The sequence below is a fragment of the Burkholderia sp. AU45274 genome (assembly GCF_030482505.1).
Lineage (GTDB): Bacteria > Pseudomonadota > Gammaproteobacteria > Burkholderiales > Burkholderiaceae > Burkholderia.
In genome coordinates, this window is sequence record NZ_JAUJQE010000008.1 from 170358 (window position 1) to 195763 (window position 25406).

At 69.1% G+C, this 25406-nt stretch carries 18 protein-coding genes; 5 read left to right on the forward strand and 13 right to left on the reverse strand.

Features of this window, described 5'->3' with window-relative positions:
• Nucleotides 1-31 precede the first annotated feature (31 nt).
• Complete coding sequence (gene dctA, locus QZM35_RS26700; RefSeq protein ID WP_301777130.1) at nt 32-1372, forward strand: C4-dicarboxylate transporter DctA; 1341 nt, start codon at nt 32-34, stop codon at nt 1370-1372.
• Nucleotides 1373-1396: 24 nt separating this feature from the next.
• On the opposite strand, the gene QZM35_RS26705 is transcribed toward dctA, so the two are convergent.
• Together QZM35_RS26705 and QZM35_RS26710 are read right to left on the reverse strand one after the other, a co-directional pair.
• A complete protein-coding gene (locus QZM35_RS26705; protein ID WP_089476680.1) occupies nt 1397-2179 on the reverse strand; it encodes a substrate-binding domain-containing protein in 783 nt (260 codons plus the stop codon).
• Nucleotides 2180-2240: 61 nt separating this feature from the next.
• Nucleotides 2241-3536: an MFS transporter gene (locus QZM35_RS26710; RefSeq protein ID WP_089429351.1), complete on the reverse strand. Its 1296-nt coding sequence runs from the start codon at nt 3534-3536 to the stop codon at nt 2241-2243.
• A gap of 359 nt (nt 3537-3895) precedes the next feature.
• Between QZM35_RS26710 and QZM35_RS26715 the strand changes: the two genes are divergently transcribed.
• From QZM35_RS26715 to QZM35_RS26730, 4 genes are all read left to right on the forward strand, one after another.
• Nucleotides 3896-5416: a sensor domain-containing diguanylate cyclase gene (locus QZM35_RS26715; RefSeq protein ID WP_089430087.1), complete on the forward strand. Its 1521-nt coding sequence runs from the start codon at nt 3896-3898 to the stop codon at nt 5414-5416.
• Nucleotides 5417-5555: 139 nt separating this feature from the next.
• The gene (locus QZM35_RS26720; protein ID WP_301777206.1) at nt 5556-7142 is read left to right on the forward strand and encodes a methyl-accepting chemotaxis protein; all 1587 of its coding nucleotides are present in this window, start codon (nt 5556-5558) and stop codon (nt 7140-7142) included.
• Between the two features lie 183 nt (nt 7143-7325).
• The gene (locus QZM35_RS26725; RefSeq protein WP_301777131.1) at nt 7326-9287 is read left to right on the forward strand and encodes a phosphatase PAP2 family protein; all 1962 of its coding nucleotides are present in this window, start codon (nt 7326-7328) and stop codon (nt 9285-9287) included.
• Between the two features lie 633 nt (nt 9288-9920).
• A complete protein-coding gene (locus QZM35_RS26730; protein WP_301777132.1) occupies nt 9921-12026 on the forward strand; it encodes a TonB-dependent siderophore receptor in 2106 nt (701 codons plus the stop codon).
• Between the two features lie 35 nt (nt 12027-12061).
• Here QZM35_RS26730 and QZM35_RS26735 read toward each other — a convergent pair whose 3' ends face one another.
• From QZM35_RS26735 to xylB, 11 genes are all read right to left on the reverse strand, one after another.
• Nucleotides 12062-13315 (reverse strand): arsenic transporter, encoded by a 1254-nt coding sequence (locus tag QZM35_RS26735; RefSeq protein ID WP_301777133.1) that lies wholly within the window; start codon nt 13313-13315, stop codon nt 12062-12064.
• Between the two features lie 37 nt (nt 13316-13352).
• Complete coding sequence (locus QZM35_RS26740) at nt 13353-14630, reverse strand: MFS transporter (RefSeq protein WP_301777134.1); 1278 nt, start codon at nt 14628-14630, stop codon at nt 13353-13355.
• A 21-nt stretch (nt 14631-14651) separates the two neighbouring features.
• Nucleotides 14652-15200 carry a hypothetical protein gene (locus QZM35_RS26745; RefSeq protein ID WP_301777135.1) on the reverse strand — a complete coding sequence of 183 codons (549 nt, stop codon included), beginning with the start codon at nt 15198-15200 and terminating at the stop codon, nt 14652-14654.
• 40 nt (nt 15201-15240) lie between these two features.
• A complete protein-coding gene (locus QZM35_RS26750) occupies nt 15241-15813 on the reverse strand; it encodes a hypothetical protein (protein ID WP_254600140.1) in 573 nt (190 codons plus the stop codon).
• 435 nt (nt 15814-16248) lie between these two features.
• Nucleotides 16249-17625, reverse strand: a complete 1377-nt coding sequence (locus QZM35_RS26755; RefSeq protein ID WP_301777136.1) for a sigma-54 dependent transcriptional regulator — start codon at nt 17623-17625, stop codon at nt 16249-16251.
• On the reverse strand, nt 17607-19097 hold the full coding sequence (locus tag QZM35_RS26760) for a PAS domain-containing sensor histidine kinase (RefSeq protein WP_089429342.1): 1491 nt from the start codon (nt 19095-19097) through the stop codon (nt 17607-17609). Before QZM35_RS26760 ends, QZM35_RS26755 begins: the two co-directional genes overlap by 19 nt.
• Before the next feature lie 490 nt (nt 19098-19587).
• Nucleotides 19588-19890, reverse strand: a complete 303-nt coding sequence (locus QZM35_RS26765) for a hypothetical protein (RefSeq protein WP_301777137.1) — start codon at nt 19888-19890, stop codon at nt 19588-19590.
• Nucleotides 19891-19942: 52 nt separating this feature from the next.
• Nucleotides 19943-21154, reverse strand: a complete 1212-nt coding sequence (locus QZM35_RS26770) for a sugar ABC transporter permease (protein ID WP_301777138.1) — start codon at nt 21152-21154, stop codon at nt 19943-19945.
• Nucleotides 21151-22710, reverse strand: a complete 1560-nt coding sequence (gene xylG / locus QZM35_RS26775) for a D-xylose ABC transporter ATP-binding protein (RefSeq protein ID WP_301777139.1) — start codon at nt 22708-22710, stop codon at nt 21151-21153. The genes QZM35_RS26770 and xylG overlap by 4 nt, the downstream gene beginning before the upstream one ends.
• A 65-nt stretch (nt 22711-22775) precedes the next feature.
• On the reverse strand, nt 22776-23804 hold the full coding sequence (gene xylF, locus QZM35_RS26780) for a D-xylose ABC transporter substrate-binding protein (protein WP_301777140.1): 1029 nt from the start codon (nt 23802-23804) through the stop codon (nt 22776-22778).
• A 123-nt stretch (nt 23805-23927) separates the two neighbouring features.
• Nucleotides 23928-25406 (reverse strand): xylulokinase, encoded by a 1479-nt coding sequence (gene xylB / locus QZM35_RS26785; protein ID WP_301777141.1) that lies wholly within the window; start codon nt 25404-25406, stop codon nt 23928-23930.

Consider the following 25406-nt stretch of genomic DNA (forward strand, 5'->3'; position numbering starts at 1 on the left):
CGACACAAGAGACACGAAGGAAGACCGTTCCGTGAGGTTGGCCAGGCTGCTCAAATCGCTCTACGTGCAGGTCCTGCTCGCGATGCTGCTCGGCGTGACCGTCGGTCACGCATGGCCGGCCGCAGGCGCGATGCTCAAACCCCTCAGCGACGCGTTCGTCGGACTCGTGCGGATGACCATCGCGCCGATCGTCTTTTGCACGATCGTCTCGGGCATCACGTCACTGGCGAACGGGAAGGCCATCGGCCGCACGATCGTCCGGGCGCTGGCGCTCTTCTATCTGCTGACCGCCGTCGCGCTCGCGATCGGGCTCGTCATCGCGTTCGTGCTGCGCCCCGGCGCCGGCCTGCACATCGACGTGCATCATCTCGATGCGAGCATCCTCGCGCAGTACGCGAAGGAGGCGCAGCCGCGCGGGCTCGTGGCATTCGGGCTGAGCGTGATCCCCGATACGATGCTCGGCGCGTTCGAGCACGGCGAGGTGTTGCCGGTGCTGCTGCTGTCGCTGCTGTTCGGCTTCTCGCTGAATGCGCACCGGCGGGCCGGCCAGCCCGTTCTCGCGCTGATCGACGGGGTCGCCCAGGTGGTCTTTCGCGTGCTCGCGATGATCATGCGGCTCGCCCCGCTCGGCGCATTCGGCGCGATGGCCTTCACGGTGGGCCGCTTCGGGATCGGCTCGGTCGGCTCGCTCGCGAAGCTGGTGGTGTCCTTCTATGCGGCCTGCGCGCTGTTCGTCGCGCTGGTGCTCGCGCCGCTCGCGCGCCTGCACGGCTTCGCGCTGTGGCGGCTGTTGCGCTACCTGCGCGAAGAGTTGCTCATCGTCCTCGCGACGTCGTCGTCGGAGCCCGTGCTGCCGCGCCTGATCGTCAAGCTGGAATCGCTCGGGTGCGACAAGGGCGTCGTGGGGCTCGTGCTGCCGGCGGGTTATTCGTTCAACCTGGACGGCACCGCGATCTATCTGACGCTCGCGGCCTTGTTCATCGCGCAGGCATGCGACGTGCCCCTTTCCGCGTCGCAGATCGCCTTGATGCTCGCCGTGATGCTGGTCACGTCCAAGGGCGCGGCCGGTGTTTCCGGTAGCGGGCTGGTCGCGCTGGTCGCCACGCTCGCCGTCATGCCCGACCTGCCCGTCGCCGGCGTGGCACTGCTGGTCGGCATCGATCGCTTCATGTCCGAGGCGCGTGCGCTGACGAGCGTGATCAGCAACGCGTGCGCGGTGATCTTCGTGTCGATGTGGGAAGGTGCGTGCGATCGTGCGCGTCTTGTGCAGCGGCTCGCTGCCGGCGGGCCGGTCGCCCCGAACGGGGTCGATGCGGACCGTGCCGCCGCGGATGCCGGCGGCAACGGTGACGGTGACGGGAAGGCGGTCTGACGCCAACCTTCCCGTCGATCAGGCTCAATGAGCGGGGACGGAATCCAGCCCGGTCGATTTCACGTCGGCCTGCACGTCGGGCGACGCGAGATAGTCGAGCAGCGCCTTCGCTTCCGCCGGATGCTGCGCGCCGACGGGGATGCCGGCCGCGAAGCGCGTGACCGACTGCAGCGATTCGGGGATCTTGCCGACGAAGGTCGCCCCCTTGACCGGCAGCAGCTCGCTCACCTGCTGGAAGCCGATCTCGTAGTCGCCGTTCGCGACGACCGATGCCACCGGAATCCGCGGAATCATCTTCGCCTTCGACTTCACCTGGTCCTCGATGCCGAGCTTCCTGAACAGCTCGCGTTCGATATACACGCCGCTCGCGCTGTCCGAGTAGGCGATCGACTTCGCGTGCAGCAGCGCCTGCTTGAGGCCTTCGGGGGAACCGACGTCGGGTTTTGCCGAGCCGTCGCGCACGACCACGCCGATACGCGAGTCGGCCAGCTCGACGCGCGATCCGGGGATGACCTTGCCCTGCTTGATCAGGTCGTCCAGCGCATAGCCGACCATGATGACGGCGTCGGCGGGCTCGCCGCGGGCGAGCCGGTTCGGAATCGCCTCGGGCGACTTGCCCATCGACGGGCCGAGCGCGGTATCGAGCGTGTTACCCGTGGTGGCAGCGAACCGGGGGCCGAGCAGCTTGTAGGCGGCGGTGAAGCCGCCCGAGCTCATCACGTGCAGTTCGGCGGCCTGCACGTTGGCAGCCACTGCCGTGGCCAGGACGAGCGCGGCCGCGCAAAATTTCGGGAGCAGGTTTCTCATGATCGTGGTCGTGGTCGTTCGGATTCATAGGTGTTGGCAAGCATTCCGGATGGATCGGGCATCAATGCGCCGGCGTCAGCGTCGCCGTGTGGCGACGATAGAGCGCGAACGTCGCAAGCAGCGCGCACACCGCGGCGAAGCTCATCCAGTAGCCCGGTGCGGCCTTGTCGCCCGTCGCGTGAATGAGCGCGGTCGAAATGGCCGGCGTGAAGCCGCCGAACACGGCCGTCGCGAGGCTGTACGCGAGCGAGAAGCCTGCGACGCGCACCTGCACCGGCATCACCTCCGTGAGCGCGACGACCATCGCCCCGTTATAGATCCCGTACATGAACGAGAGCCACAGGAGGACGAGCAGCATGTTGACGAACGACGGCGCGTGCGCGAGCAACGACAGCGCCGGGTAGGCGGTCACGACGGTAAGCACCGTCATGCCGACCAGCAGCGGCCGGCGGCCGATCCGGTCGGACAGCGCCCCGCCGATCGGCAGCCACACGAAGTTCGACACGCCGACGCAGAGCGTCACGAGCAGGCTGTCGGCGGTGCTCAGGTGCAGCACCGTCTTGCCGAAGGTCGGCGCGTAGACCGTGATCAGATAGAAGCTCGTGGTGGTCATCGCGACCAGCATCATGCCGGCCACCACGACGCCCCAGTTCTGCACCAGCGTACCGAACACTTCCTTCATGCCCGGGCGATGCTTGCGCGCCTTGAACTCCTGGGTTTCCTCCAGGTTACGGCGCAGCATGAAGATGAACGGCACGATCATGCAGCCGACGAAGAACGGCGCGCGCCATCCCCATGCGGCGATGGCCGACGCGCTCAGCCATTGATTGAGCGCAAAGCCGAGGCCCGCCGCGACGACGATCGCGACCTGCTGGCTGGCGGATTGCCAGCTCGTGAAGAAGCCCTTGCGGCCGGGCGTCGCCAGTTCGGCGAGATAGACCGAGACGCCGCCCAGTTCCGCGCCGGCGGAGAAGCCCTGCAGCAGCCGCCCGAGCAGCACGAGCGCGGGCGCCAGCAGGCCGATCGTCGCGTAGCCCGGCACGAACGCGATCAGGACGGTGCCGCTCGCCATGATGGACAGCGTGACGATCAGGCCCTTGCGGCGGCCGACGTCGTCGATGTACGCGCCCAGCACGATGGCGCCCAGCGGCCGCATCAGGAAGCCGGCGCCGAACACGGCGAAGGTCATCATCAGCGACGCGAACTCGCTTTGTGCGGGAAAGAAAACGTTGGCGATCTGCGTGGCGTAGAAGCCGAACAGGAAGAAGTCGAACTGCTCGAGAAAATTCCCGGCGGTGACGCGGAAAACCGCAGCGGCCTTCGAACGTGCGTTCGGAAGGCTGGACGAGGGGTGCATCGGGTGTCTCCTGAAAATCCGGAAATACGCGGGAGGGGTGGATCGATTGTCGTTTTCCGGCATGTTCGCTCGTCGCCGCGCAAACGATAAGTGCAATTTTTGGAAGGATTGATGTCGATGGGTTATCAATCGACGTGCCGGCGGCGCGTGTCGCCGCGCATCGTTCCGGGCGCGGTGAACGCCCGATGCAACGCTTTGCCGGACGGGCCACGCGGGCTCGCACACGTTTGCGCTCCCGCGCGCGATTGCCCGCGCCCACTGGCGGCCCCGCCGGCCTCGATTTTCTGTTAACCGTGCCGTTAACCCGGATTTGACCCGCGCCGGAGCCGTTGCAACCGGCTGCCCATACGAGCACGAGCATGCCCGCAACCACCTCGATCGAGAAAATCGCCGACTGGGCCGGACGCAACCATCTTGTCGTCGGAGCATTGGGCACGTTGATGTCGCTGGCGGCGCTCGGAATCAGCGCGGCGACACTGTGGATCGGGCGCAGCGAAGTGATCGAGCATGCTCACGAGACGTCGCGCAACGTCGCCGCCGTGCTGGTGAGCCAGATCGCGCGCACCGTCGAAACGTCGAACAACGCACTGGTCGCGCTCGCGTCCGATCTCGGCAAGCCCGCGGTGCGGCGCATGGATGCCGGGCTGCGGCATGACCTGCTGTTCGAGCGCACCGCCGCGCAATACGTGACCGGCATGGGCGTGACCGACCGCCACGGCCAGTTGATCGACGGCTGCTGCGGCACGACCCATCGTTGGGATTTCAGCGATCGGGACTACTTCAAGGTCCATCGCGATGCCGACAACGTCGGCCTCTACGTGTCCGAGGCCTATCGCGCGCGCTCGCGCGGCGACAAGGAATCGATCGCGCTGTCGCGGCGCATCGAACGGCCGGACCATACGTTCAACGGCATCGCGGTGGTCGCCATCGACATCGCCTATTTCGAGCAGCTCCTGTCCGGCCTCGATGTCGGGCCGAACGGGGTCAGCGCGATCCTGCGCGCGGACGGTGCGATCCTCGCGAGAAATCCGTCGTTGAACGACAACCAGATGAACCACCTGCGTCGCTCGAAAGCCTTCGACCGGATGGTGCACAGCGAATCGGGCTTCTACCCCGCGCGTTCGGTCATCGACGGCACCATGCGGCTGTATACGTACCAGCGGGTGCCGGGCACGCCGCTGATCGCCGTCGTCGCGCCGGCCGAGCGCGACGTGCTGGCGAGCATCACGCGCCTGTCGTGGACGGTAGGCGTGTCCGCCACCGTGATCAGCGCATTCTTCTGCGCGGTGGTCTGGCTGCTGGCGTTTGCGCTGCGGGACAACCTGCGCAAGCAGACGCTGCTCACGGATCTCACGCGGACCGATCCGCTGACGGGCTTATGCAACCGCCGCGCGCTCGATATCGCGCTCGCCGACGAATGGGAACGGCTACAGCGCGGCAGCAACGGCAGCCTGTCGATCCTGTTCATCGATGCCGACCACTTCAAGCAGTACAACGACCGGCACGGGCATGCGGAAGGCGACACGGCACTGCGCTTTCTCGCCGAATGCATCCGCACCCACACGCGGCGGCGCGGCGATCTCGCCGCGCGCTACGGCGGCGAGGAGTTCGTCGCGGTGCTGCCGGACACCGACGAAAGCGGGGCCGCGCAGGTCGCGGAGGCGATTCGCCGCGAAGTCGAACGCAACCGGCTCGACGGGTTCGCGGAAACCGTGCCGGCCTTCACCGTCAGCATCGGCTGCGCGACCGGTCATCGCGCGCGTCCCCCGTCCGTGCATGCGCTGTCGCATCAGGCGGACATGGCGCTTTATCGTGCGAAGCGCGAAGGCCGGAACCGCGTGTGTTGCGCAGAAACCGAGCAACACGCTCGCGTGGCCTGACCGGCCACGGATCGGGTCTGCATTTTTTCGGCAGCGGAGCACACGCAAACGATTGCCTCGGAAAACGGTCCCGAATTGTTCATGCACCAATCAGATAATAAGGAAAACTACTCGATGTCAACGAAACTGGAACTCTCACATGAATGATCAACGATTAACGGTTCGCACGAAGCTGACCCTGGCTTTCAGCCTCCTGACGTGCATGGTTCTGCTCGTCTCCATTCTCGGCATCGTATCGCTCGGCAATGCGAACGCGGCATTCGAAAACTACGTCAACGGCACCAACGCCCGTGCAATCCTGGCGGACAAGGTTCGCGTCGCGGTCGACCGGCGTGCGATCGCCGCCCGCAACCAGGTGCTCGCGACCGCGCCACGCGACGCGGACATCGAGAAGGACGCGGCGCTGCAGGCCGACCGCGAGGTCGGCGCGCTGCTCGGCGAACTGACGAATGCGGTCCGTGAGGGGAGCGGCGCGACCGACAAGGCCCGCGAGCTGGTCCGGCAGATCGGCGCGGTCGAAGCGCAGTACGGCCCCGTGGCGCGCGCCATCGTCGACGCGGCGGCGAACAACCGCCGCGACCAGGCCATCACGATGATCAACGAACAGTGTCGGCCGCTGCTGGCCAGGCTTGTCACCGCCACCGACGCCTATGCGACGTTCGCCCGCACGCAAGGCGCGCAACTGGTAACGGAATCGGCCGACCGCTATGCATCACAGCGGCTGATGCTGATCGTCATGTGTATCGCGGCGGCAGCCGCCGCCGCGATCCTGGGCGTCTTCATCACCCGCGGCCTGCTGCGCGCGCTCGGCACGGAGCCTGCCGCGCTCAGCGACATCGCGCGCCGTATCGCGGCCGGCGATCTCGGTACCGGATCGTCGACCGGTGCCGCGCCGGCCGGCAGCGTCCTGGCTTCGATGCGCGACATGCAGGCGAACCTGACCCGCCTGATCGCGGAAGTCCGCACGGCATCCGGCAATGTCGCGACGGGCGCCGGCGAAATCGCGTCCGGCAACCAGGACCTCTCCTCCCGCACGGAACAGCAAGCCGCCTCGCTGCAGGAGACCGCCTCGAGCATGGAGCAGTTGACCTCCACCGTGCGCCTGAACGCCGACAATGCGCAGCAGGCGAGCGGGCTGGCCAACAACGCGTCGGAAGTCGCCCAGCGCGGCAGCACGGCAGTCGGCCTGATGGTCGACACGATGACGGACATCCGCGCCAGCTCCACCAAAATCGCCGAGATCACCGCGATCATCGAAGGGATCGCCTTCCAGACCAACATCCTCGCGCTCAACGCGGCCGTGGAGGCCGCCCGCGCGGGCGAACAGGGCCGCGGCTTTGCCGTGGTGGCCAGCGAAGTCCGAAGTCTCGCGCAGCGTTCGTCGGGCGCCGCGAAGGAAATTCGCGAGCTGATCTCGGAATCGGTCCGGAAAATCCAGGACGGCTCGCAGATCGCGAACAGCGCGGGCGAGACGATGACCCAGGTCACGCATGCGATCGCGCGCGTGACCGACATCATGGGCGAGATCGCGGCCGCGTCGAACGAGCAGAGCCGCGGCATCGAGCAGGTCAATCTGGCCATTACACAAATGGATGAAGTCACCCAGCAGAACGCGGCGCTCGTCGAACAGGCCGCCGCCGCCTCGAAGTCGCTCGAGGAACAGGGAGGCCGGCTTGCCGAGGCGGTATCGCTGTTCCGGCTCGACACGCGGGCGGCCGGCGCCTAGCCTCCCGCCGCGCGCGCCCTCGATCGACGCATCGAATCCGTCGCCCGACATGCTCAGCACCCGAAATTAACCAGATAGTGGGAATTCGCGCGCCTTGCATCCGACGCGAAACAAATCCGTAACGGCCGCGTAACGATCCATCACCACAATTCGCCATCTTCGACCATCAGGATGGAGTCTTGCATGTTTGCGTCACGAAGCCGTTTCCCGCTGCACGTCGCAGCCTTGTCGAGTGCGATCGTGCTGGCGGCCTGCGGCGGCGGCGATGATGTCGCGTCAACCAGCACCCTGGCGGCGGCCGTTCCCGCGCCGCCCGCCGACCCCGGCTTCGTCGACAGCGCACCACTTCCGAGCGTGCCCGCGTTCGTCGACAACGTCGCGACCAACCAGCGCGGCGATGCGCGCTATGCGACGCTGTCGACCAACGCCGCGGTGCGCGTGGTGAGCCGCTTCCTCGATCTCTGGCAGCCGGCGACGATGCTGGTCGACGCGGGCGTGAGCGCGCCGGCGTTCGGCACATTCCCGGCCATCTCGCCGTCGACCTGCTCCGGGCTGCCGAACAGCGGCGTGTCGTGCGGCACGATCCTGAACGATGCGGTGCTGTCGGCCAACGTGCAGTACGTGATCAACGCGACGACCGCTCGCACGCCGCAGCAGGCCGATGCCGCGTACTACGACGACCGGCGCGGCAAGGGATACAGCGTGACCGACGGCATGGGCCCGCTCACCGCCGCGTGGCGCACCGCGGCCCAGCAGACGACCAGCATCACCAGCGTGCCCGCCGATGCGACGACGGTGCTGTACAACGACTCGGGCAACAACGTCGGCGTCGGCAGCAGCAGCGGCAACGCCAGCTTCGGGAAGGTTGTCGACCTGCTCAACGAAATGGGCAACAACGCATCGACCGAACCGTCGAAGCGCTTCTTCAAATATGCGCGCCCGTACCGCTGGAGCACCAGCGTGGTGGTCGCGCCGACGCTCGTGCCGGCGGAAAGCACGACGCCCGCGACCGACGGCGGCTTCATCAGCGGCCACACGGCCGAGGCTGTGCGCGATGCGACGACGATGGCGTGGCTCGTGCCGGAACGCTTCCAGGAAATGGTCAGCCGCGGCCTCGAACTGGGCGAGAACCGGATTCTCGCCGGCATGCACTCGCCGCTCGACGTGATCGGCGGGCGCATGCTCGCGCTGGCCGTCAGCGCGGCGAATCTGACCGCGTATGCCGATGACGCACAGACCGCCTATACGCAAGCCCACCAGGCGCTGCAGCAACTGACGGGGACGAGCGCGACGACGTTCTCCGCCTTCGCCCACTCCGGTACGACGGCCACCGACCGGTTCGCCGACTACGCGACGAACAAGGCCGCGTTCCTGCGCCGCATGACGTTCGGCTTCGCCGCGATCGAATCGACGGACGCGCCGCCGGTCGTGCCGAAGGGCGCGGAGATCCTGCTGCAGACGCGCTTCCCGTACCTGAGCGCCGACCAGCGGCGCGTCGTGCTGAAGACGACCGAACTGCCGTCCGGTTATCCGGTCATGGACGATGCGGAAGGCTGGGGCCGCCTGAACCTGTTCGCGGCCGCCGACGGCTACGGCGCGTTCAACGGCAACGTGATCGTGTCGATGGATGCGTCGCAGGGCGGGCTCAATGCAGCCGACCTGTGGCGCAACGACGTCGCGGGCGCCGGCAAGCTGACGCTGCAAGGCAGCGGCACGCTGACGCTGGCGGGCAACAACCGCTACACGGGCGGCACGCAGGTGAGCGGCGGCACGCTCGCGGCCGCGTCGACGACGGCGTTCGGCAACGGCGACGTGTACGTCGGCTCGGGCGGCGGCGTGAAGATCGCAGCCAATGCACCGGTGACGATCGCGACCCGCTATACGCAGCTCGACAACACGACGCTCGAACTCGACATCGACGGCAACGGCGGCGGCCGCCTGCGCGTGGGCGGCCCGCTCACCGTCACGGGCGGCACGCTGCGCGTGAAATTCGTGAACGGCTACGCGCCGAAGGCCGGCGACACTATCGCGCTGATCGACGGCGCGGCGGCGGCCGCGAAGTTCTCGACGGTGACGGTCGACGGGTTCAAGGCCACGCCGGTTTATACCGCGACGGGCGTGTCGGTCACGCTGTCGGCGGCGTAGCACGCAGCGGGCATCGATCCTGGTAGCGAGGCCGCACGAGGGCGGCTTCGGCTTGGGCTTGGGCTTGGGCTTGGGCTTGGGCTTGGGCTTGGGCTTGGGCTTGGGCTTGGGCTTGGGCTTGGGCTTGGGCTTGGGCTTGGGCGTGGGCGTGGGCGTGGGCGTGGGATTGGGCCTGGGCCTGAGCTTGGGCCTGGGCTCACGCGAAGCGGGCGGGCGTCGCTGCAGCTCGATGATCGTTGGCAGGTTGAAGTCGCGGACATCCGGCGTGGCGCCGCCCTGCCGCCGGTTCACCTCAGCACGGAGTTCCAGCGCACGCGCCCGCGTCTCGGCGAGCAACCGCAGCGCCTCGCCGAGCAAGCCCTTCTCCCGTTCCGGCAGTTGATCGCCGCGGCTCGTCCATCGAGCGCCATTCGAAGCCTCAGATCGTCTGCCCGTACGACTCGCCATCTCAAATGGCGACCGCGCCGAACCGGACGACCGCCGTGCCGTCGGGCCCATCTCAAAATTACGATTGCAAATGCCTCTCATTTGCATTAAATTGCCGCGCAAATGTACTGTTTGGAACACAGATGCCGGCGCCAGGCCGCCCGCCGTGCCCGAACGCGAACGACACAAAAAAGGAAAAGGACGGGTATGAGCAGGAGGAACTGGGCGGCCGCACCGATGGCCATCGTCGTCGGCACGGCCGGCATGGGCGCCGCCGACGCGCAGGAGACGGCGCTGCCCGCCATCGAGGTGTCCGCGCAACGCGCGACGGCGCCGTTCCGCACGCGCGAATCGACGAGCGCGACGCGCAGCGAGGCGGACGTGATGGAGATTCCGTTCGCGGTCAGCAGCGTCGATACGAAGCTGATCCAGACGGTGGCCGCCACGCGCGGCGACGATCTCTACGACTGGGTCGCGGGCGTCTCGCGCCAGAACAACTTCGGCGGCCTGTGGGACAACTACGCGGTGCGCGGCTTCGCCGGCGACGGCAACACGTCCGGCACCGACTACCTGGTCAACGGCTTTTCGTGGAATCGCGGGATGAGCGTGCCGCGCGACACCGTCAACCTGGAGCGCATGGAAGTGCTCAAGGGGCCGGCGTCCGCGCTGTATGGCCGCGGCGATCCGGGCGGGATCATCAGCTATACGACGAAGCAGCCGCAGTTCGCCCGCGCGAACACCGTCGGCGTGTCGGCCGGCAGCTACGGCGCGTTGCGTCAGACGCTCGATTCGACCGGCCCCGTCACGAAAACGCTCGCGTACCGCTTCGTCGCGATGAACGAGAACAACGGCAGCTTTCGCGACACGGTGTCGAGCAAGCGCTACCTGTTCTCGCCGTCGTTCACATGGGACATCGGCGCGAACACGACGCTCCACTACGAATTCGAGAGCGCGCGGCAGCGTGCGCCGCTCGATCGCGGCGTGCTGGCGGTCAACGGCCAGCTAGGCGTGATCCCCGCGTCGCGCTTTCTCGGCGAGCCGCGCGACGGCGACTACGACGTGCGCAACACGGGCCATCAGTTCACGCTCGAGCACCGCATCGATTCCAGCTGGTCGATCAATGCCGGCGTCGCGCAACGCAACACCGACCTGTCGGGGCGCTCGTCCGAGGCATTCGCATTGCAGCCGGACGGCCGCACGCTGTGGCGCCGCTACCGGCAAGTCGCGTTTCACTCGAACGACCTCCAAGGCCGCGTCGAAACCACCGGCACGTTCCGCACGGGCGGCATCGGCCATACGCTCGTGATGGGCGTCGACGCGTATCGCTTCAACTACGACCAGTTCGTCACGCGCTCCACGCCGAGCGCCGCGGCGCCGTATGCGATCGACATCTTCGATCCGGTCTACGGCCAGCCCGCGCCCGCGCCGCGCACCGCGACCAACCTGCTCGAACGCGATAACGGACAAGGCGTCTACGCGCAGGACACGCTCGCGTTCGGGCCGCACTGGAAGATCCTGGCCGGGCTGCGCTGGGATCGCTTCCACCAGTCGATCGACAACCGCCTGAAGGGCGTGACGACGAGCCAGTTGCAGACCGCGGTGAGCCCGCGTCTCGGCGTCGTGTATGAAATGAGCCCCGCGTGGTCGTTCTATGCGAACACCGCGTATTCGTTCCGGCCGAACAACGGCGCGGACGTCGGCGGCAACGCGTTCGATCCCGAGAAAGGCCACGGCTATGAAGCCGGCGCGAAATGGGCGGGCGCGCGCTCGCTCACGACCGTCTCGGCGTTCTACGTGACCAAGCGCAACGTGCTGACCGCCGATCCGGCGAATGCCGGCTTCTCGCGCGCGGCCGGCGAAGTACGCAGTCGCGGCGTCGAATTCGAATGGAGCGGCGACCTGGGCCACGGCCTGCGCGGCCTCGTCAACCTCGCGTACGTCGATGCCGAAGTCACGCGCGACACGGTGCTGACGCCCGGCGCGCGGCTCGTCGACATACCGCGCCTGAGCGGCAGCGCGCTGCTGATGTACGAGACGACCCTGCCGTTCGCGGACAAGGCCGGCGCCGGCGCCGGCGCGATCTACGTCGGCCGCCGCGCCGGCAACACGGCCAACACGCAGGACGGCTTCGAGCTGCCGGCCTACGCGACCGTGCAGCTCAACGGCTACGTGCAGGTCAACAAGCACCTGCGGGCGTCGGTCGTGCTGAACAACCTGTTCAACCGCACCACCTACGTCAGCTCGTACAACAGCCTGTGGGTCACGCCGGGCGCGCCGCGTAGCCTGTTCGCGTCGCTCGCGTACTCGTTCTAGCGCGGCCGGGCGGCTGATGCGACGTGCATCGCGCGTCAGCCGCCGACCACGAACCGCGCGCCCAGCGCGAGCAGCAACGCAGGCGGCATCACGCACGCGCCGACCGCGAGGAATGCGCGGAAACCGACCTGCAGCCCTTCGCGCCGGATCGCCGCCAGCCACAGAATCGTCGCGAGCGAACCGGTGATCGACAGGTTCGGGCCAAGATCCACGCCGATCAGAATCGCGTCGACCACCGTCTGCGGGCTGTGCGCGGCGTGGATCGTCGAACTCGCGATCAGCCCGGCGGGCAGGTTGTTGACCGCGTTCGACACCAGCGCGACCGCGACGCCGGCCACGGCCGCGGCGACGTGCTCGCCGCTTTGCATCAGCAGATGCAGCAGCCCCGCCAGCGCGTGCACCGCGCCGGTCCGGTCGAGCGTCTCGACGACGACGAACAGCCCCGCGACGAGCGGCAACACGCTCCATGAAATCGCGCGAACGATCGGCACGCACGCCGCGCGATCCCGCATCGCCACGCACGCGACCGTGACGACGCCCGCCAGCGCGGTCGGCAACCCGAGCGGGCGATCGGCGACCGACACCGCCATCAGCGCGACGGCCGTTGCGGCGATGCCCGCCAGCGCGATGCGGCCGCCGCTGGTCAGCGGCTGCACCGGCAGCCCGGACTCGCAACGGCCGGACAGCGCACGCCGCTGCACGATCCGCAGCATCACGAACGTGCAGACGATCGACGCGACGGACGGCGCCGCGAAGTGCGCGAGCCAGACGCCGAGCGCCGGCATGTGTGCACCGTACAGCACCAGGTTCGCCGGATTCGAAATCGGCAGCACGAAACTCGCGGCATTGGCGACGAGCGCGCAGCTGTACAGCTGCGGCATCGGGTCGGCCTTCGCGCGGCGCGCGGCGGCAAGCACCGCGGGCGTCAGCACGACGGCGGTCGCATCGTTCGACAGGAACACCGTGGTGACGACGCCGACCCCGTAGATCAACGCGAACAACCGCCGCGGCGAGCCCTGCGCGAGATTGACGACGTGCGTCGCGACCCAGTCGAACAGCCCCTCGCGACGAGCCGCCTCGGACAGCAGCATCATGCCCGTCAGGAAGAGGTACACGTCGCCGCCTTTCGCGACGGCGTCCAGTGCCTGCGCCGCGGGCAACAGGTTCAACACGACCAGCAGCAGCGCGCCGCTCACGGCCCAGATGGCCTCGGGCCAGCCGAACGGACGCGTGATGACGCCCGCGGTGGCGAGCGCGGAAATCAGCCAGGCAAGCGAAACAGGATTCATAGGCAAGTGGATCGAGGCATGGAAATCGACATCGCCTTCACGACGATGTCGCCGATAGATCGGCGGGCTTGCCGCACACGCGGCCCAGCGAGCGCGCATGACCGAGCCACAGCGCGAGCGAGCCCGTCGACACGGCGCCCAGTACGACGAACGCGGCCGGATAGCCGAAGTGCTGCGCGAGCACGCCGCCCAGCACGGGACTGAGCGCCGCGCCGATGCCCTGCGCGGTCGCGACGGCGCCCTGCCCGGCATTCACGCGGCCGGAGCCATGCAGCAGGTGAACGACGAGCGCGGGCACGACCACGCTTTGCAGGCCGGCGCCGATGCCGTCGAGCACCTGCACCGGCCACACGCCCGCTTCGCTCAGCCACGCCGCGGCGACCAGCCCGCGCACCGGCAGCACGAGGTACGAGAACAGCAGCACCCGCCAGTAACCGTGCGCGCGAATCAGCCGGGGCGCGAGCCACGCCGCCGCGATCATCACGCACTGCGCGATGACGATCGTCTGGGCGGTGAACGCGCTCGCGTTGCTGCGATGCGTGACGACGACGCCCATCCCGTAGAGCGGCAGCATCGCCGCGTTGCCGAGATGAAACAGCGCGAGCGACGCGCCGAGCAGCACCAGCGGCCGGTTGTCGGCGAGCGTGCGCAGGCCGCCGACGCGCGATGGCGATGTCGATGCCGATGCCGCATCCGACGCATGCGGATGCGCAGCATCCATTCCCGGTGCGGCACCGGCGGGATCGAGACCGCGTGCGGACGCGTGATCAATCGAGTGCCCGGGAATCGCCAGCGCGCTCACAATGGCGAGGACCGTGAACACGCCGACCAGCGCGAACACCGCGTCGAATCCGACATGCCAGCCGAGCCACCCGGCGAGCGCCGCACCGGCGACGTTGCCGGCATGGTTCGCCATCTGGTTGCGCCCGAACTGCCGGTCGAAACCTTGCCGGCGCACGATGCCGAGCGTCACGCCCGCGGCGGCCGGCGCCAGCACCGCGCCGCTGACCGCCGCCACGACCTGCGACGCCGCCACCGCCGGATAGCCGTGGACGAACCTCATCGCCAGCGACGCCAGCGCCGTCACCGCGGTCGCCACGACGATCAGCGCCCGCTTCGCGCGCACCGTATCGACGAGCGCGCCGGCCAACGGCGTTGCGGCCATCGCGGCGAGTCCGGCCAGCGTCATGACCGAGCCGATCGCATCGGCGCCCCAGCCGCGCGACAGCAGGATGACGCCGATGAACGGGCCGATGCCGGCCTGCACGTCGGCGAGGAAGAAGTTGAGCGCTTCGAGCGCGCGCGCCGCTCTCATGGCCGTCTCAGCGTCGCACGATCATTCGGCATCCGCATCGACGAGCTCGGCGATCTCGCTCACGTCGAGCGTCGTGCCGTGCGGCGTGACGACGCCGTGCCCCCACGCCTGCACATGGACACCGGGACGCAGATACTCGTGCAGCGCTTCAGCCGCATGCGGCGGCACCCGCAACGCGACGCCGCTCGTCAGCAACGCGCCGTTCAACTCGCCTTTCGGGCCGTGCAGCGCAAACGCGACTTCGCCGCTCGATTCCAGCGGGGTGCGAGTGGGGTGCGTCGGCTTCGCCGGCGCAGCGTGCGCGGGCCCGTCGTCGACGATGTCGACGCCGTCGCGGCCGGTCAGTTGCACGGCCGCGATCATCGCCGCGCGACGCGGCTTGACGCCCCGCACGCGGATGCGGTCGCCGACCGCTACACGCCGCACCAGTTCGCGGCCCAGATGCGGCGGCACGTGAACCTGCAGGTCGCCGTTCAGGATCAGGCCGTCGATGTCTCCGTGCGAATTGAGCAGGAACTGCGTGACGAGGCCGCGCGTTTCGGGCAGGCAGGCGGGATCGATCCAATGCATGGCAGGACTCCTTTCGATGGGTTTCGGAATGGCGTCGCGCTCAGCGCGCGACATCGTCATAGAGATTGACGACATGGCCCGGCGCGCCGAACGCCGTCGCCTGCAGCGCTTCGCCGTAGGCGTTGCGCGTGCCGTAGCCGACCGCGGCCACGCGCTCGCCGGGGACGAGCAGCGCGCCGAATTGCTGGGCGGCCGGAACGGTCAGCTTGACGATCGCGCCGCTGTCGAGCATCACGCCGTCCGGCTCGCCGCGCGGCGCGCGCGTCACGCGGCGCACGACGCCGGACACGCTCAGGCGGGCGAGGTTGACGCCGCGCAGCATGGGCGGCACGGGTGCGACGGGCGCGGGCGGCTGATCGGACAGCGACGCGCCGGTGCCGTCGTTGCGGACGACACGGGCACGGATCTCATCGTCGACGCGTCGATCGCCGGCGACCGTCACACGGTCGCCCGTCTTCACGAGCGCAGTCAGTTGCGAACCGAGATGCGGCGGCAGGCGGACGAGCGTGCCGTCGGAGAGCACGAAGCCGTCGACGGCGCCTTCCGGGTTGATCGTCAGGCGCGACAGCGTGCCGGACACCAGCGCATGCCGTGCGGTGTCGTTTCCGGGCACGGCAGGCACCAGTGCGCGAGGCCGAGGAGGAGCAGGCGGCGGCATGGCGCCGGCCGGATCTTCCGCGCGCGGTGCGGGCGGCACCTGCGCCACGCTGACCGTTGCGACGGCAACGAGCGCGGCCGCGCAGAGCATGCGAGACGAGCGGCGCACGGCGGCACGGCGCCGCGGCTGCGATCGAACGACAGGCAGGTACGACTTCATGACGGGCTCCGGCGACGGGTTGCGATGCATCGATATCCGCAATACCCGTGCCAACCCGCGACGCCCCGCGTGGCCGTGCGCCGAACGACGACGCGCGCGAAAACTGTCGGATTTCCCGACACGTCGCGTCGCCGGATGTCGGCATTCCCGACAGTCGAAACGGCGCGCCTCACTCCTTGCACTACGACCGGCAACGCGCGTTCGCAAGCCCGTTATTAGCGTGAACAGGCCCTAGTCGTCGCGCTCGATCCCGAGATTCGCCATGCGCGCATAGAGCGACTGGCGGCCGATCCCGAGCAGCCTCGCGGCTTCCGCGCGGTTGCCGTTCGCGCGTTCGAGCGCGCGCAGAATCGCCGCGCGCTCGACCGTCGCCAGTGCATCGGGCAGCGGCATGTCGAGCAGGTGCGCCGGCACCGCATCGGCGTGCGGCTCGCGCGCCGGCACGGCGGCCAGGCCGAGATCGGCCGCGCCAATGGCCGGCCCGGGGGCGAGCGCGGCCGCCCGCTCCATCACGTTGCGCAGTTCGCGCACGTTGCCCGGCCAGCGGTGATCGAGCAGCGCGCGCTGGGCGTCGTTCGTCAGATGCAGCGCGCGCATGCCTGCCGCGTTGCACAGGAAATGCGCGGCGAGCGGAAGGATGTCGGCCACACGCTCCGCGAGCGGCGGCAGGTGCAGCGGAATGACGTTCAGCCGATAGAAGAGGTCTTCGCGGAACGTGCCGTCCGCGACGGCCGCGACGAGGTCGCGGTGCGTCGCGGCCACGACGCGAATGTCGATCGCCGTGGCGCGATCCGCGCCGAGCGGCATCACCTGGCGCTCCTGCAGCGCGCGCAGCAGCTTCGCCTGCATCGCGGCGGGCATGTCGCCGATCTCGTCGAGAAAGAGCGTGCCGCCGTCGGCCTCGACGAGCCGCCCCGCGCGATCGGCATGCGCGCCCGTGAACGCACCGCGACGATGCCCGAACAACTCGCTTTCGAGCAGGTCGGCCGGGATAGCCGCGCAGTTGACGGCGACGAACGGCCCCGCATGCCGGGCCGATGCCGCATGCAGCACGCGGGCGGCCACCTCCTTGCCCGTGCCCGTCTCGCCGGTCAGGAGCACGGTCGCGTCGCTCATCGCGGCGCGGCCGACCTGCTTCTGCACGTCGCGCATCGCGGCGCTCACGCCCAGCAGCCGCGGTCGGTCCGCCGACGGCTCGCCCGCGAAATCGCTGTCGCCCGGCGCGCGCACGGGCGGCTGATTCGCCGACACGATGCGTTCGAGCAGTTGCGCGATGTCGCGACGCCCGATCGGCTTCGTCAGGTGATCGAATGCGCCGAGCCGCATCGCTTCGATCGTGTTGTCGCTGGTCGCATGGGCCGTCAGCATGACGACCGGAATCGCGGCCAGCGCAGGATCGTCGCGCAGTCGCGCGAGCACGGCCAGCCCGTCCAGATCCGGCAGGCGGAAGTCCAGAAAGATGCATTCGACGCCCCCGCCGTCGCGCAGCGCGCTGAGCGCGGCGCGGCCGGAGGCAGCCTCGACGGCGCGATGACCGAGATCGGCGAGCGTTTCGGCGAGGCTGTCGCGAAAGGCCGCGTCGTCGTCGACTATGAGGATGTTTGCCATGGAATTTCAATCACGAATGCAGCGCCCCCGTCGAGGCGCGCGTGCCCGCCGTGCGCCGCCGCCACTTCGCGCACGACGGCCAGACCAAGGCCCGTGCCCTCCGCGCGGCCGGTCACGAACGGCTCGAAAATCCGCTCGCGCTGCGCGGCCGGCACGCCGGGGCCGCTGTCCGACACGGTGAGGCACAGCCAGTCGCGCCCGGCGAAGGTGCGCCGCTCGGCGGCGAGCGTGACCGCACCGCCGTCGCCCGCGTGGTGCAGCGCGTTGAGCAGCAGGTTGTCGAGCGCCCGCCGCATCTGGTCGGGATCGAAAGCAGGACGATCCGACGGCCATGCCAGCCGTTCGCCCTGCCCCGCGGGCGACAGCGTCAGGTCGATCGCTTGCCGCTGCGCCAGCTCGCGGTGCGCGTCGACGACCTGCGCGAGCCACGCGTCGACGTCGACCCGGGTCGCTTGGGGGCGCACCGGCTGCGTCAGCGCGAGCAGGCTCGACAATTGCGCATCGATGCGCTCGATCTGCGCGAGGATCACGCGCAGCGCGTCCTGCTGCCGCCGGCCATCGCCGGCCAGCGCGTTTTCCGCCTTCAGCCGCATCGCGCCCATCGGATTGCGAATCTCGTGCGCGACCTGCGCGGCCAGCTTGCCCAGCATGCCGAAGCGTTCGGCCTGCGCGAGGCGCGTGCGCAGTTCGTCGGCCTGCTGCTGCAGCCGATCCGCGCGCCGCGCCCGCTCGTTGAACGCATCGATGACGCGGTCGAGATCGGGCTCGCCGACGTACGGCAGATGATGCTCGCGACCGTCGGGCCCCAGCCCGCTCTCGATCCGCGCGAGGTTGCGCTTCCATCGGCGCAGCGCCACGGCCAGCGCCGCCGCGATCGCCAGGATCACGGCGAGGACGGCCGCGAGGCCCGTGGCCAGCAACTCGCCGTGCCGGCCCAGCGGCGGGCGCGCACGCGTCAGCATCCACACGTACAGCCCCGATCCGCCGCGTACCGGGCAGGCCGCCGCGACCACGGCATCCTGCGCGCCTTCGACGACGTTCGCGGTCGCGGCACGCGTCGCGGCCGCGGCGCGCAGCGTGCGAAGGATCAGCGGCGTTTCCGCTTCCGGTACGTCGTGTTTGACGCCGCTGCCCTGGTAGGTGGGAAAGGAATACGCGAGAAAGCCGCTTGCCGCGGGGGCGGCGCCGGGCATCCAGAACCCGCCTTCCATGTCGGGGGCACGGGAGAGCACGATGTCGAGGATCGCATGCATCAGCTCCGGGGCGGGCCCGGCGCCCGGCGACGCGGAAGACGCGCTGTAACGCGACGCGACCGCTTCGCAGGCCGACGCGCCGGCGGCCTTTGCGCTCGCGACCTGCTGACTCTCGGCGGAACTCGCCGTGATCCAGACGACCGCGACCAGCGTCGCGCACAGCGCCGCGACGAGTGCCCAGAGCATGACGAGTTGGGTGGAAAACGACGGACGCTTCATCGGATCGGGCTGGCGGGTGAGGACGACAGCATAGCGTATCGCCTGTCATGCGAAGCCGCCACGCTCGCCATGCAGCGCACGGGCGTCCTGCCGGGCCGGCGGCACCGGCTCGCCCCGGAAAGCCGGGCGAAAGCCTCGGGCGCTGGACGGCCTTTGGTCTAGCGTCCAGCCCGACGCTTCCCGTCGACCCCCCATGCGCATCGTTTCCGTTAGCACCTTGCTGCACCCGCTCCGGCCGCCGCAAGTCATGCCATCCCGAACGCAGACGATGACAGCGGCGGGAAGCGGCGGCGACCGCGCAGGGTGCGCGTCGGGAGCGGGCGGGTCAATGACGCGTTATCAGGCAACGGCCGCGTCAGCCCGCGACGCGGGGAATCCTCGCCCCCAATCGGCGTGCGATTCGATTCGCCGCGTTGAACGTCGACCGCGCGGCGTGCGCGGCGCAATCGGTTTTCGGCTGGCGCGTTGGCCGCGTCGGCCTCCTCTCCCGTCAGCGCGCGTCCACGGGCACGGCAGCGCGCTTCGCCACACCGTCCCGCTCGATCCGCTCGACGATACGAGCGAGCCGAATGATGTCGGTCAGCGCGAAATCGGCCGCTTCGGGCCGCGGCCTGCCGCACTGGTCAGCCATGCGCATCGCGAACGCGAGCGCTTCGGCACGCTCGCGCAGCAGCGCGCGCAATGCATCCGCGATCACCTGGCGGTCGCGCGGATCATCCAGGCCCAGCACGGAACCGTCATCCGGCATCACGAACGGCCCAGCCGCCAGCACGGCAACATCCGGCACGCGCATCGTGTTTCGTTCCATGGTCTTCCTCTTTGTCGACTCGCGACCGACCGGCGTCTCACCGCCGGTTCGACCGCGACACCACGTCGATCCACACCGCCAGCACCAGCACGGCGCCCTTGACGATCATCTGCCAGTACGCGTCGACGTCCAGCATCGACATGCCGTTGTCGAGGCTCGCCATCACGAGCGCGCCGATCAGCGCGCCGTAGACGGTGCCCGACCCGCCGCGCATCGACGTGCCGCCGATGAAGCACGCAGCGATCGCATCGAGTTCGCCCATCGTGCCGGCGGACGGCGACCCCGCCGCCAGCCGCGCCGTGTTCACCAGGCCGGCAAACGCACACATCAGCCCCATCAGCGCGAAGATCGCGAGCTTCACGCGGTCGGTATCGACGCCCGACAGCCGCGTCGCCTCCAGGTTCGAACCGACGGCGTAGATGCGCCGGCCGAACACCGTCTGCGTCGCGATCCACGAGAACACGCCAAGCAGCACGAGCAGAAGCAGCACCGGCACCGGAATACCGCCGTAGCGGTCGAGCGTCGCGACGAAGGAGAACAGTACGGCGCCGGCGCCGACGATCTTCGCAACGTCCTGCCAGCGCGGTGCGACCGCGAGCCGGTAGCGCCGCCGCGTCGCGCGCTGCCGCACCACCAGCAGCAACACGAGCCCGAACAGCAGGATCGCGAGGCCGTCCCCCACCAGGCGCGGCAGATAGCCCTGCCCGATGAACACGAAGCCGTCCGACACCGGCGCGATCGTCGAGCCGCCCGTCACGCCGAGCAGGATCCCGCGAAACGCGAGCATCCCGCCCAGCCCGACGATGAACGACGGCACGCGCCGATAGGTCGACCACCAGCCGTTGAAGAGCCCGATCACCACACCGAGCGCGAGCACGGCCGGGATCGTCGCCGCGACCGGCCAGTGGCGGTTGACGTCGAGGATCGCGGCAACACCGCCGAGCAGCCCGAGCAGCGAGCCGACCGACAGGTCGATCTCGCCCGCGATGATGACGAACACCATCCCGCACGCGAGCATGCCGGTGATCGACATCTGCCGCAGCAGGTTCGATACGTTGCGCGGTGTGACGAACGCGCCATCCGTCAGCACCGAGAAGAACGTCCAGATCACGACGACCGCCAGCAGCAGCGCGAGCAGCTTGTAGCGCGCGAAGATCTGGCGAAGCGGCAGCCGCGCCGTGCGGCCGGCGGAACGCTGCGCGTCGGCATCCGGCGTCGCCGGGGTCGAGGAAGAAAGTTCGGAATTCATGTCGCGCTCATTGCGGTGGGTTCGGTGGACAGCCGCGCGGGCTTCAGCGCGGCGCCGAGTATCTGTTCCTGCGTGAGGCCGTCGTTGACGAAATCGCCGCGCAGCTCGCCTTCGCCGATCACCAGCACGCGATCGGCCAGCCCGAGCACCTCGGGCAGCTCCGACGACACGACGACCAGCGCGACGCCGCGCTGCGCCAGCGCGAAGATCAGCCGGTAGATCTCCACCTTCGCGCCCACGTCGACGCCGCGCGTCGGCTCGTCGAGGATCAGCACCTGCGGCTCGGCCAGCAGCATCTTGGCGAGCACCGCCTTCTGCTGGTTGCCGCCGGACAGGCTCGCGATCGGCAGGAACGGATGCGCGGCGCGCACCGACAGCCGCTGCATCTCGGTGCGGATCGCATCGAGTTCCGCGGCCGCGTCGATCCGCCCGCGCGCCGCGAAACGCCGCAGCACCGCCAGCGTGATGTTGTGGCCCACGCCGAGCTGCGGCACGATGCCGTGGCGCTTGCGGTCCTCGGGCACCATCGCGATCCCGGCGCGGATCGCGTCGGCCGGCGAGCGGATCGACAGCACCCGGCCGTTCATCAGCACGGTCGCCGTGCACGCGCCCGGATACGCGCCGAAGATCGCCTGCATCAGCTCGGTGCGGCCCGCGCCCACGAGCCCGGCCACGCCGAGGATCTCGCCGCGCCGCACGCTGAACGACACGTCGTCGACCCGCTTGCGGCGCGCGTTCGTCACGTCGCGACAGGTCACGTTGCGCGCTTCCAGCACGACCTCGCCGATCTCGTGCGGCTCGCGCGGATACAGGTCGCGAATCTCGCGGCCGACCATCATCGCGATGATCCGGTCGGTGGTCAGCGCGCGCATCGGCTCGGTCGCGACATGACGGCCGTCGCGGATCACGGTGACCGTATCGCAGACGGCCGCAACCTCGTCGAGCTTGTGCGAGATGTACACGCACGCGACGCCGCGCCGCTTCAGGTCGCGCACGATGTCGAGCAGGATGCGCGTTTCGGCGGCGCTCAGCGACGACGACGGCTCGTCGAGGATCAGCAGCTTCGCGTCCTTGTTCAACGCCTTCGCGATCTCGATCAACTGCTGGTGGCCGCCGCCGTAGTTCATGACCGGCTGCGCGACGTTGATCGAGTCGATCCGCAATTCGTGCAGCAGTTCCTCGGCGCGCCGGACCATCGCGGCGAAGTGCATGCGCCCGCCCGGCAGCGTGATCTCGTTGCCGAGGAAGATGTTCTCGGCCACCGACAGCTCGGGCACGAGCATCAGCTCCTGGTGGATGATCACGATGCCCGCCCGCTCCGTGTCGCGCACGCCGGTTGCGGCGAGCGGCGCGCCTTCCCAGCGGATTTCTCCGTCCCACGTGCCGTGCGGATAGACACCCGACAGCACTTTCATCAGCGTCGACTTGCCCGCGCCGTTCTCGCCGCACAGCCCGACGCATTCGCCGGGCCGCACGGTGAGGTCGATGCCGTCGAGCGCTTTCACGCCGTCGAATGTCTTGACGATGCCGCGCATCGTCAGCAAGGGTTCCGTCATTCGTTCTTGCCTCGCAGTCAACGCGGCCGCCGTCGCGGCGGCCGCGCATCGCGTCCGTCGTACGCTTACTGGCTCGCCAGCTGCGCCTGGGTATAGAAGCCGTCCTTCACGACGACGTCGACGTTGCGCTTGGTCAGCAGCGTCGGCTGCAGCAGCACCGTGTCGACCTTCTTCCTGCCGTTGTCGTATTGCGCGTTGAACGCGGGCTTCGCGCCCTTCGCGAGATCCACGGCAAGCTTGGCGGCTTCGCTCGCGATCAGCTTGAGCGGCTTGTAGACGGTCATCGTCTGCGTGCCGGCGATCACGCGCTTGACCGCCGCGAGATCCGCGTCCTGCCCGGACACCGGCACCTTGCCGGCCAGATGCTGCGCGGCGAGCGCCTGGATCGCGCCGCCGGCCGTGCCGTCGTTCGACGCGACGATCGCATCGATCCGGTTGTTGTTCGCGGTCAGCGCATCCTCGGTGATCCGCAGCGCGGTCGACGCGCTCCATTCGGGCACCCACTGCTGGCCGACGACCTTGATGTCGCCGCGATCGATCGCCGGCTTCAGCACCTTCAGTTGTCCTTCGCGCAGCATCTTCGCGTTGTTGTCGGTCGGTGCGCCGCCGAGCAGGAAGTAGTTGCCCTTCGGCTTCGCATCGTAGACGCCCTGCGCCTGCAGCTCGCCGACCTTCTCGTTGTCGAACGAGATATACGCGTCGACATCGGCGTCGAGGACCAGCCGGTCGTACGACACGACCTTGATGCCGGCCTTCCTCGCTTCGGCGACGACGTTGCCGAGCGTCTTCGAGTTGAACGGCACGATCACGATCACGTCGACGCCGCGCGAGATCAGGTTCTCGATCTGAGAAATCTGCCGCGCCTCGCTCGCGTCGGCCGACTGCACCGACACCTTCGCGCCGAGCTTCGTCGCGGCCGCGACGAAATAGTCGCGATCGCGCGACCAGCGCTCGACGCGCAGGTCGTCGATGCAGAAGCCGATTTCAGGTTTGTCCTTGCTCGCATGCGCGAGCGGTGCGCCCAGCGCGAGGATCGCCAGCGCAGCGGCGCCGGCAAGCGAACTCAATACGGTACGACGCGTCACGGATTGCATGTCTCCACTCCTTGTTTTTGGACAACTTCACGAACGCCGGGCGAACGCCGAAATGCGCCGCCCGCATCGAGTCACTGCAAAGCACGGCATCGTGCGACGCGCAACGCGTCAGCGATCCGCACGTCAAACGCCCGTGGCAAACACCGGTGCGAGCGCACGGTAAAGCGCGCGAAACGTCGGCCGCCGCGCGTCGCGATACCACGCGTGGCGCGCCATGTCCGGCTCGCGTACCGCGATGATCGGCGGCTGCGGGCACACGTCGTCGAGCGGCGCATCCGGTTCGAGCGCGAGATGCGCGAGGCGCGCGGCGCCGAGCGCCGGCCCCACTTCGCCGCCCGCGCGCAAGGTCAGCGCACGACCGCTCAGATCGGCGAGCATCTGCGTCCAGTACGCGCTGCGCGAGCCGCCGCCGATCACCGTGATGCTGTCGGGCGCGAGCCCGGCCGCATGCAGCGCGTCGATGCCGTCGAGCAGCGCGAAGCCGACGCCTTCGAGCGTCGCGTTCGCGAGATCCGCACGCTGCGTGTCGGGCGTGAGCCCGTAGAAGACGCCCTTCGCATTCACGTCGTTGTGCGGCGTACGCTCGCCGCTCAGGTAAGGCAGGAACCACGGGCGGCTCGTGCGCGCATGCGTCTCGGCATCGTCGAGCAGCGCCGCGACGCCGTCGTAACCGGCCAGTTGCGCGGTGAAGTCGAGACAGCCGGCCGCGTTCAGCATCACGGACATCAGGTGCCACGTCTGCGGCAGCGCGTGACAGAAGCTGTGCACGGCCGATTCGGGATTCGCGCGGAACCCGTCCGACACCGCGAAATAGACGCCCGACGTGCCGAGCGACAGCAGCGCATCGCCGGGCCGCACGATGCCGACGCCCACCGCGCCGGCCGCGTTGTCGCCGCCGCCCGCCACCACCGGGATCTCGCGCAGCCCGAGCGCGCGCGCGACGGCCGGCAGCAGGGTGCCGGTGACGCGATTGCCTTCGTACACGGCCGGCATCTGCGCGCGCGACAGCCCACAGGCGGCCAGCAGCGTGTCGTCGTAGTCGCGCTTCGCGACGTCGAGCCACAGCGTGCCGGCGGCATCCGACGGATCGGTCGCGAATGCGCCGGTCAGCCGGTAGCGCAGGTAGTCCTTCGGCAGCAGCACGTGGGCGATGCGCGCGAATACGTCGGGTTCGTGACGACGTACCCACAGCAGCTTCGGCGCGGTGAAACCCGGCATCGCGATGTTGCCGGCCACGGCGCGCAGCGTGGGCGCGAGTCGTTCGAGTTCCGCGCACTCCGCATCCGCGCGGCCGTCGTTCCACAGGATCGCGGGGCGCAGCACCTCACCGTGCATATCGAGCAGCGTCGCGCCGTGCATCTGGCCGGTCAGTCCGAGTGCGTCGATGTCGCGCGGATCGATACCCGCCGTGCGCGCATCCGACACGAGTGCGGCCAGCGCGCCGCAGGCGGCATCCCACCAGTCGCGCGGGGCCTGCTCGGACCAACGCGGCTGCGGCCGGCTCACCGCGAGCGGGCGGCTCGCGCTCGCGCGCACCGCACCGTCGCGGTCGAGCAGCACCGCCTTTAAGCCCGACGTGCCGAGATCGAGTCCGATGTACAT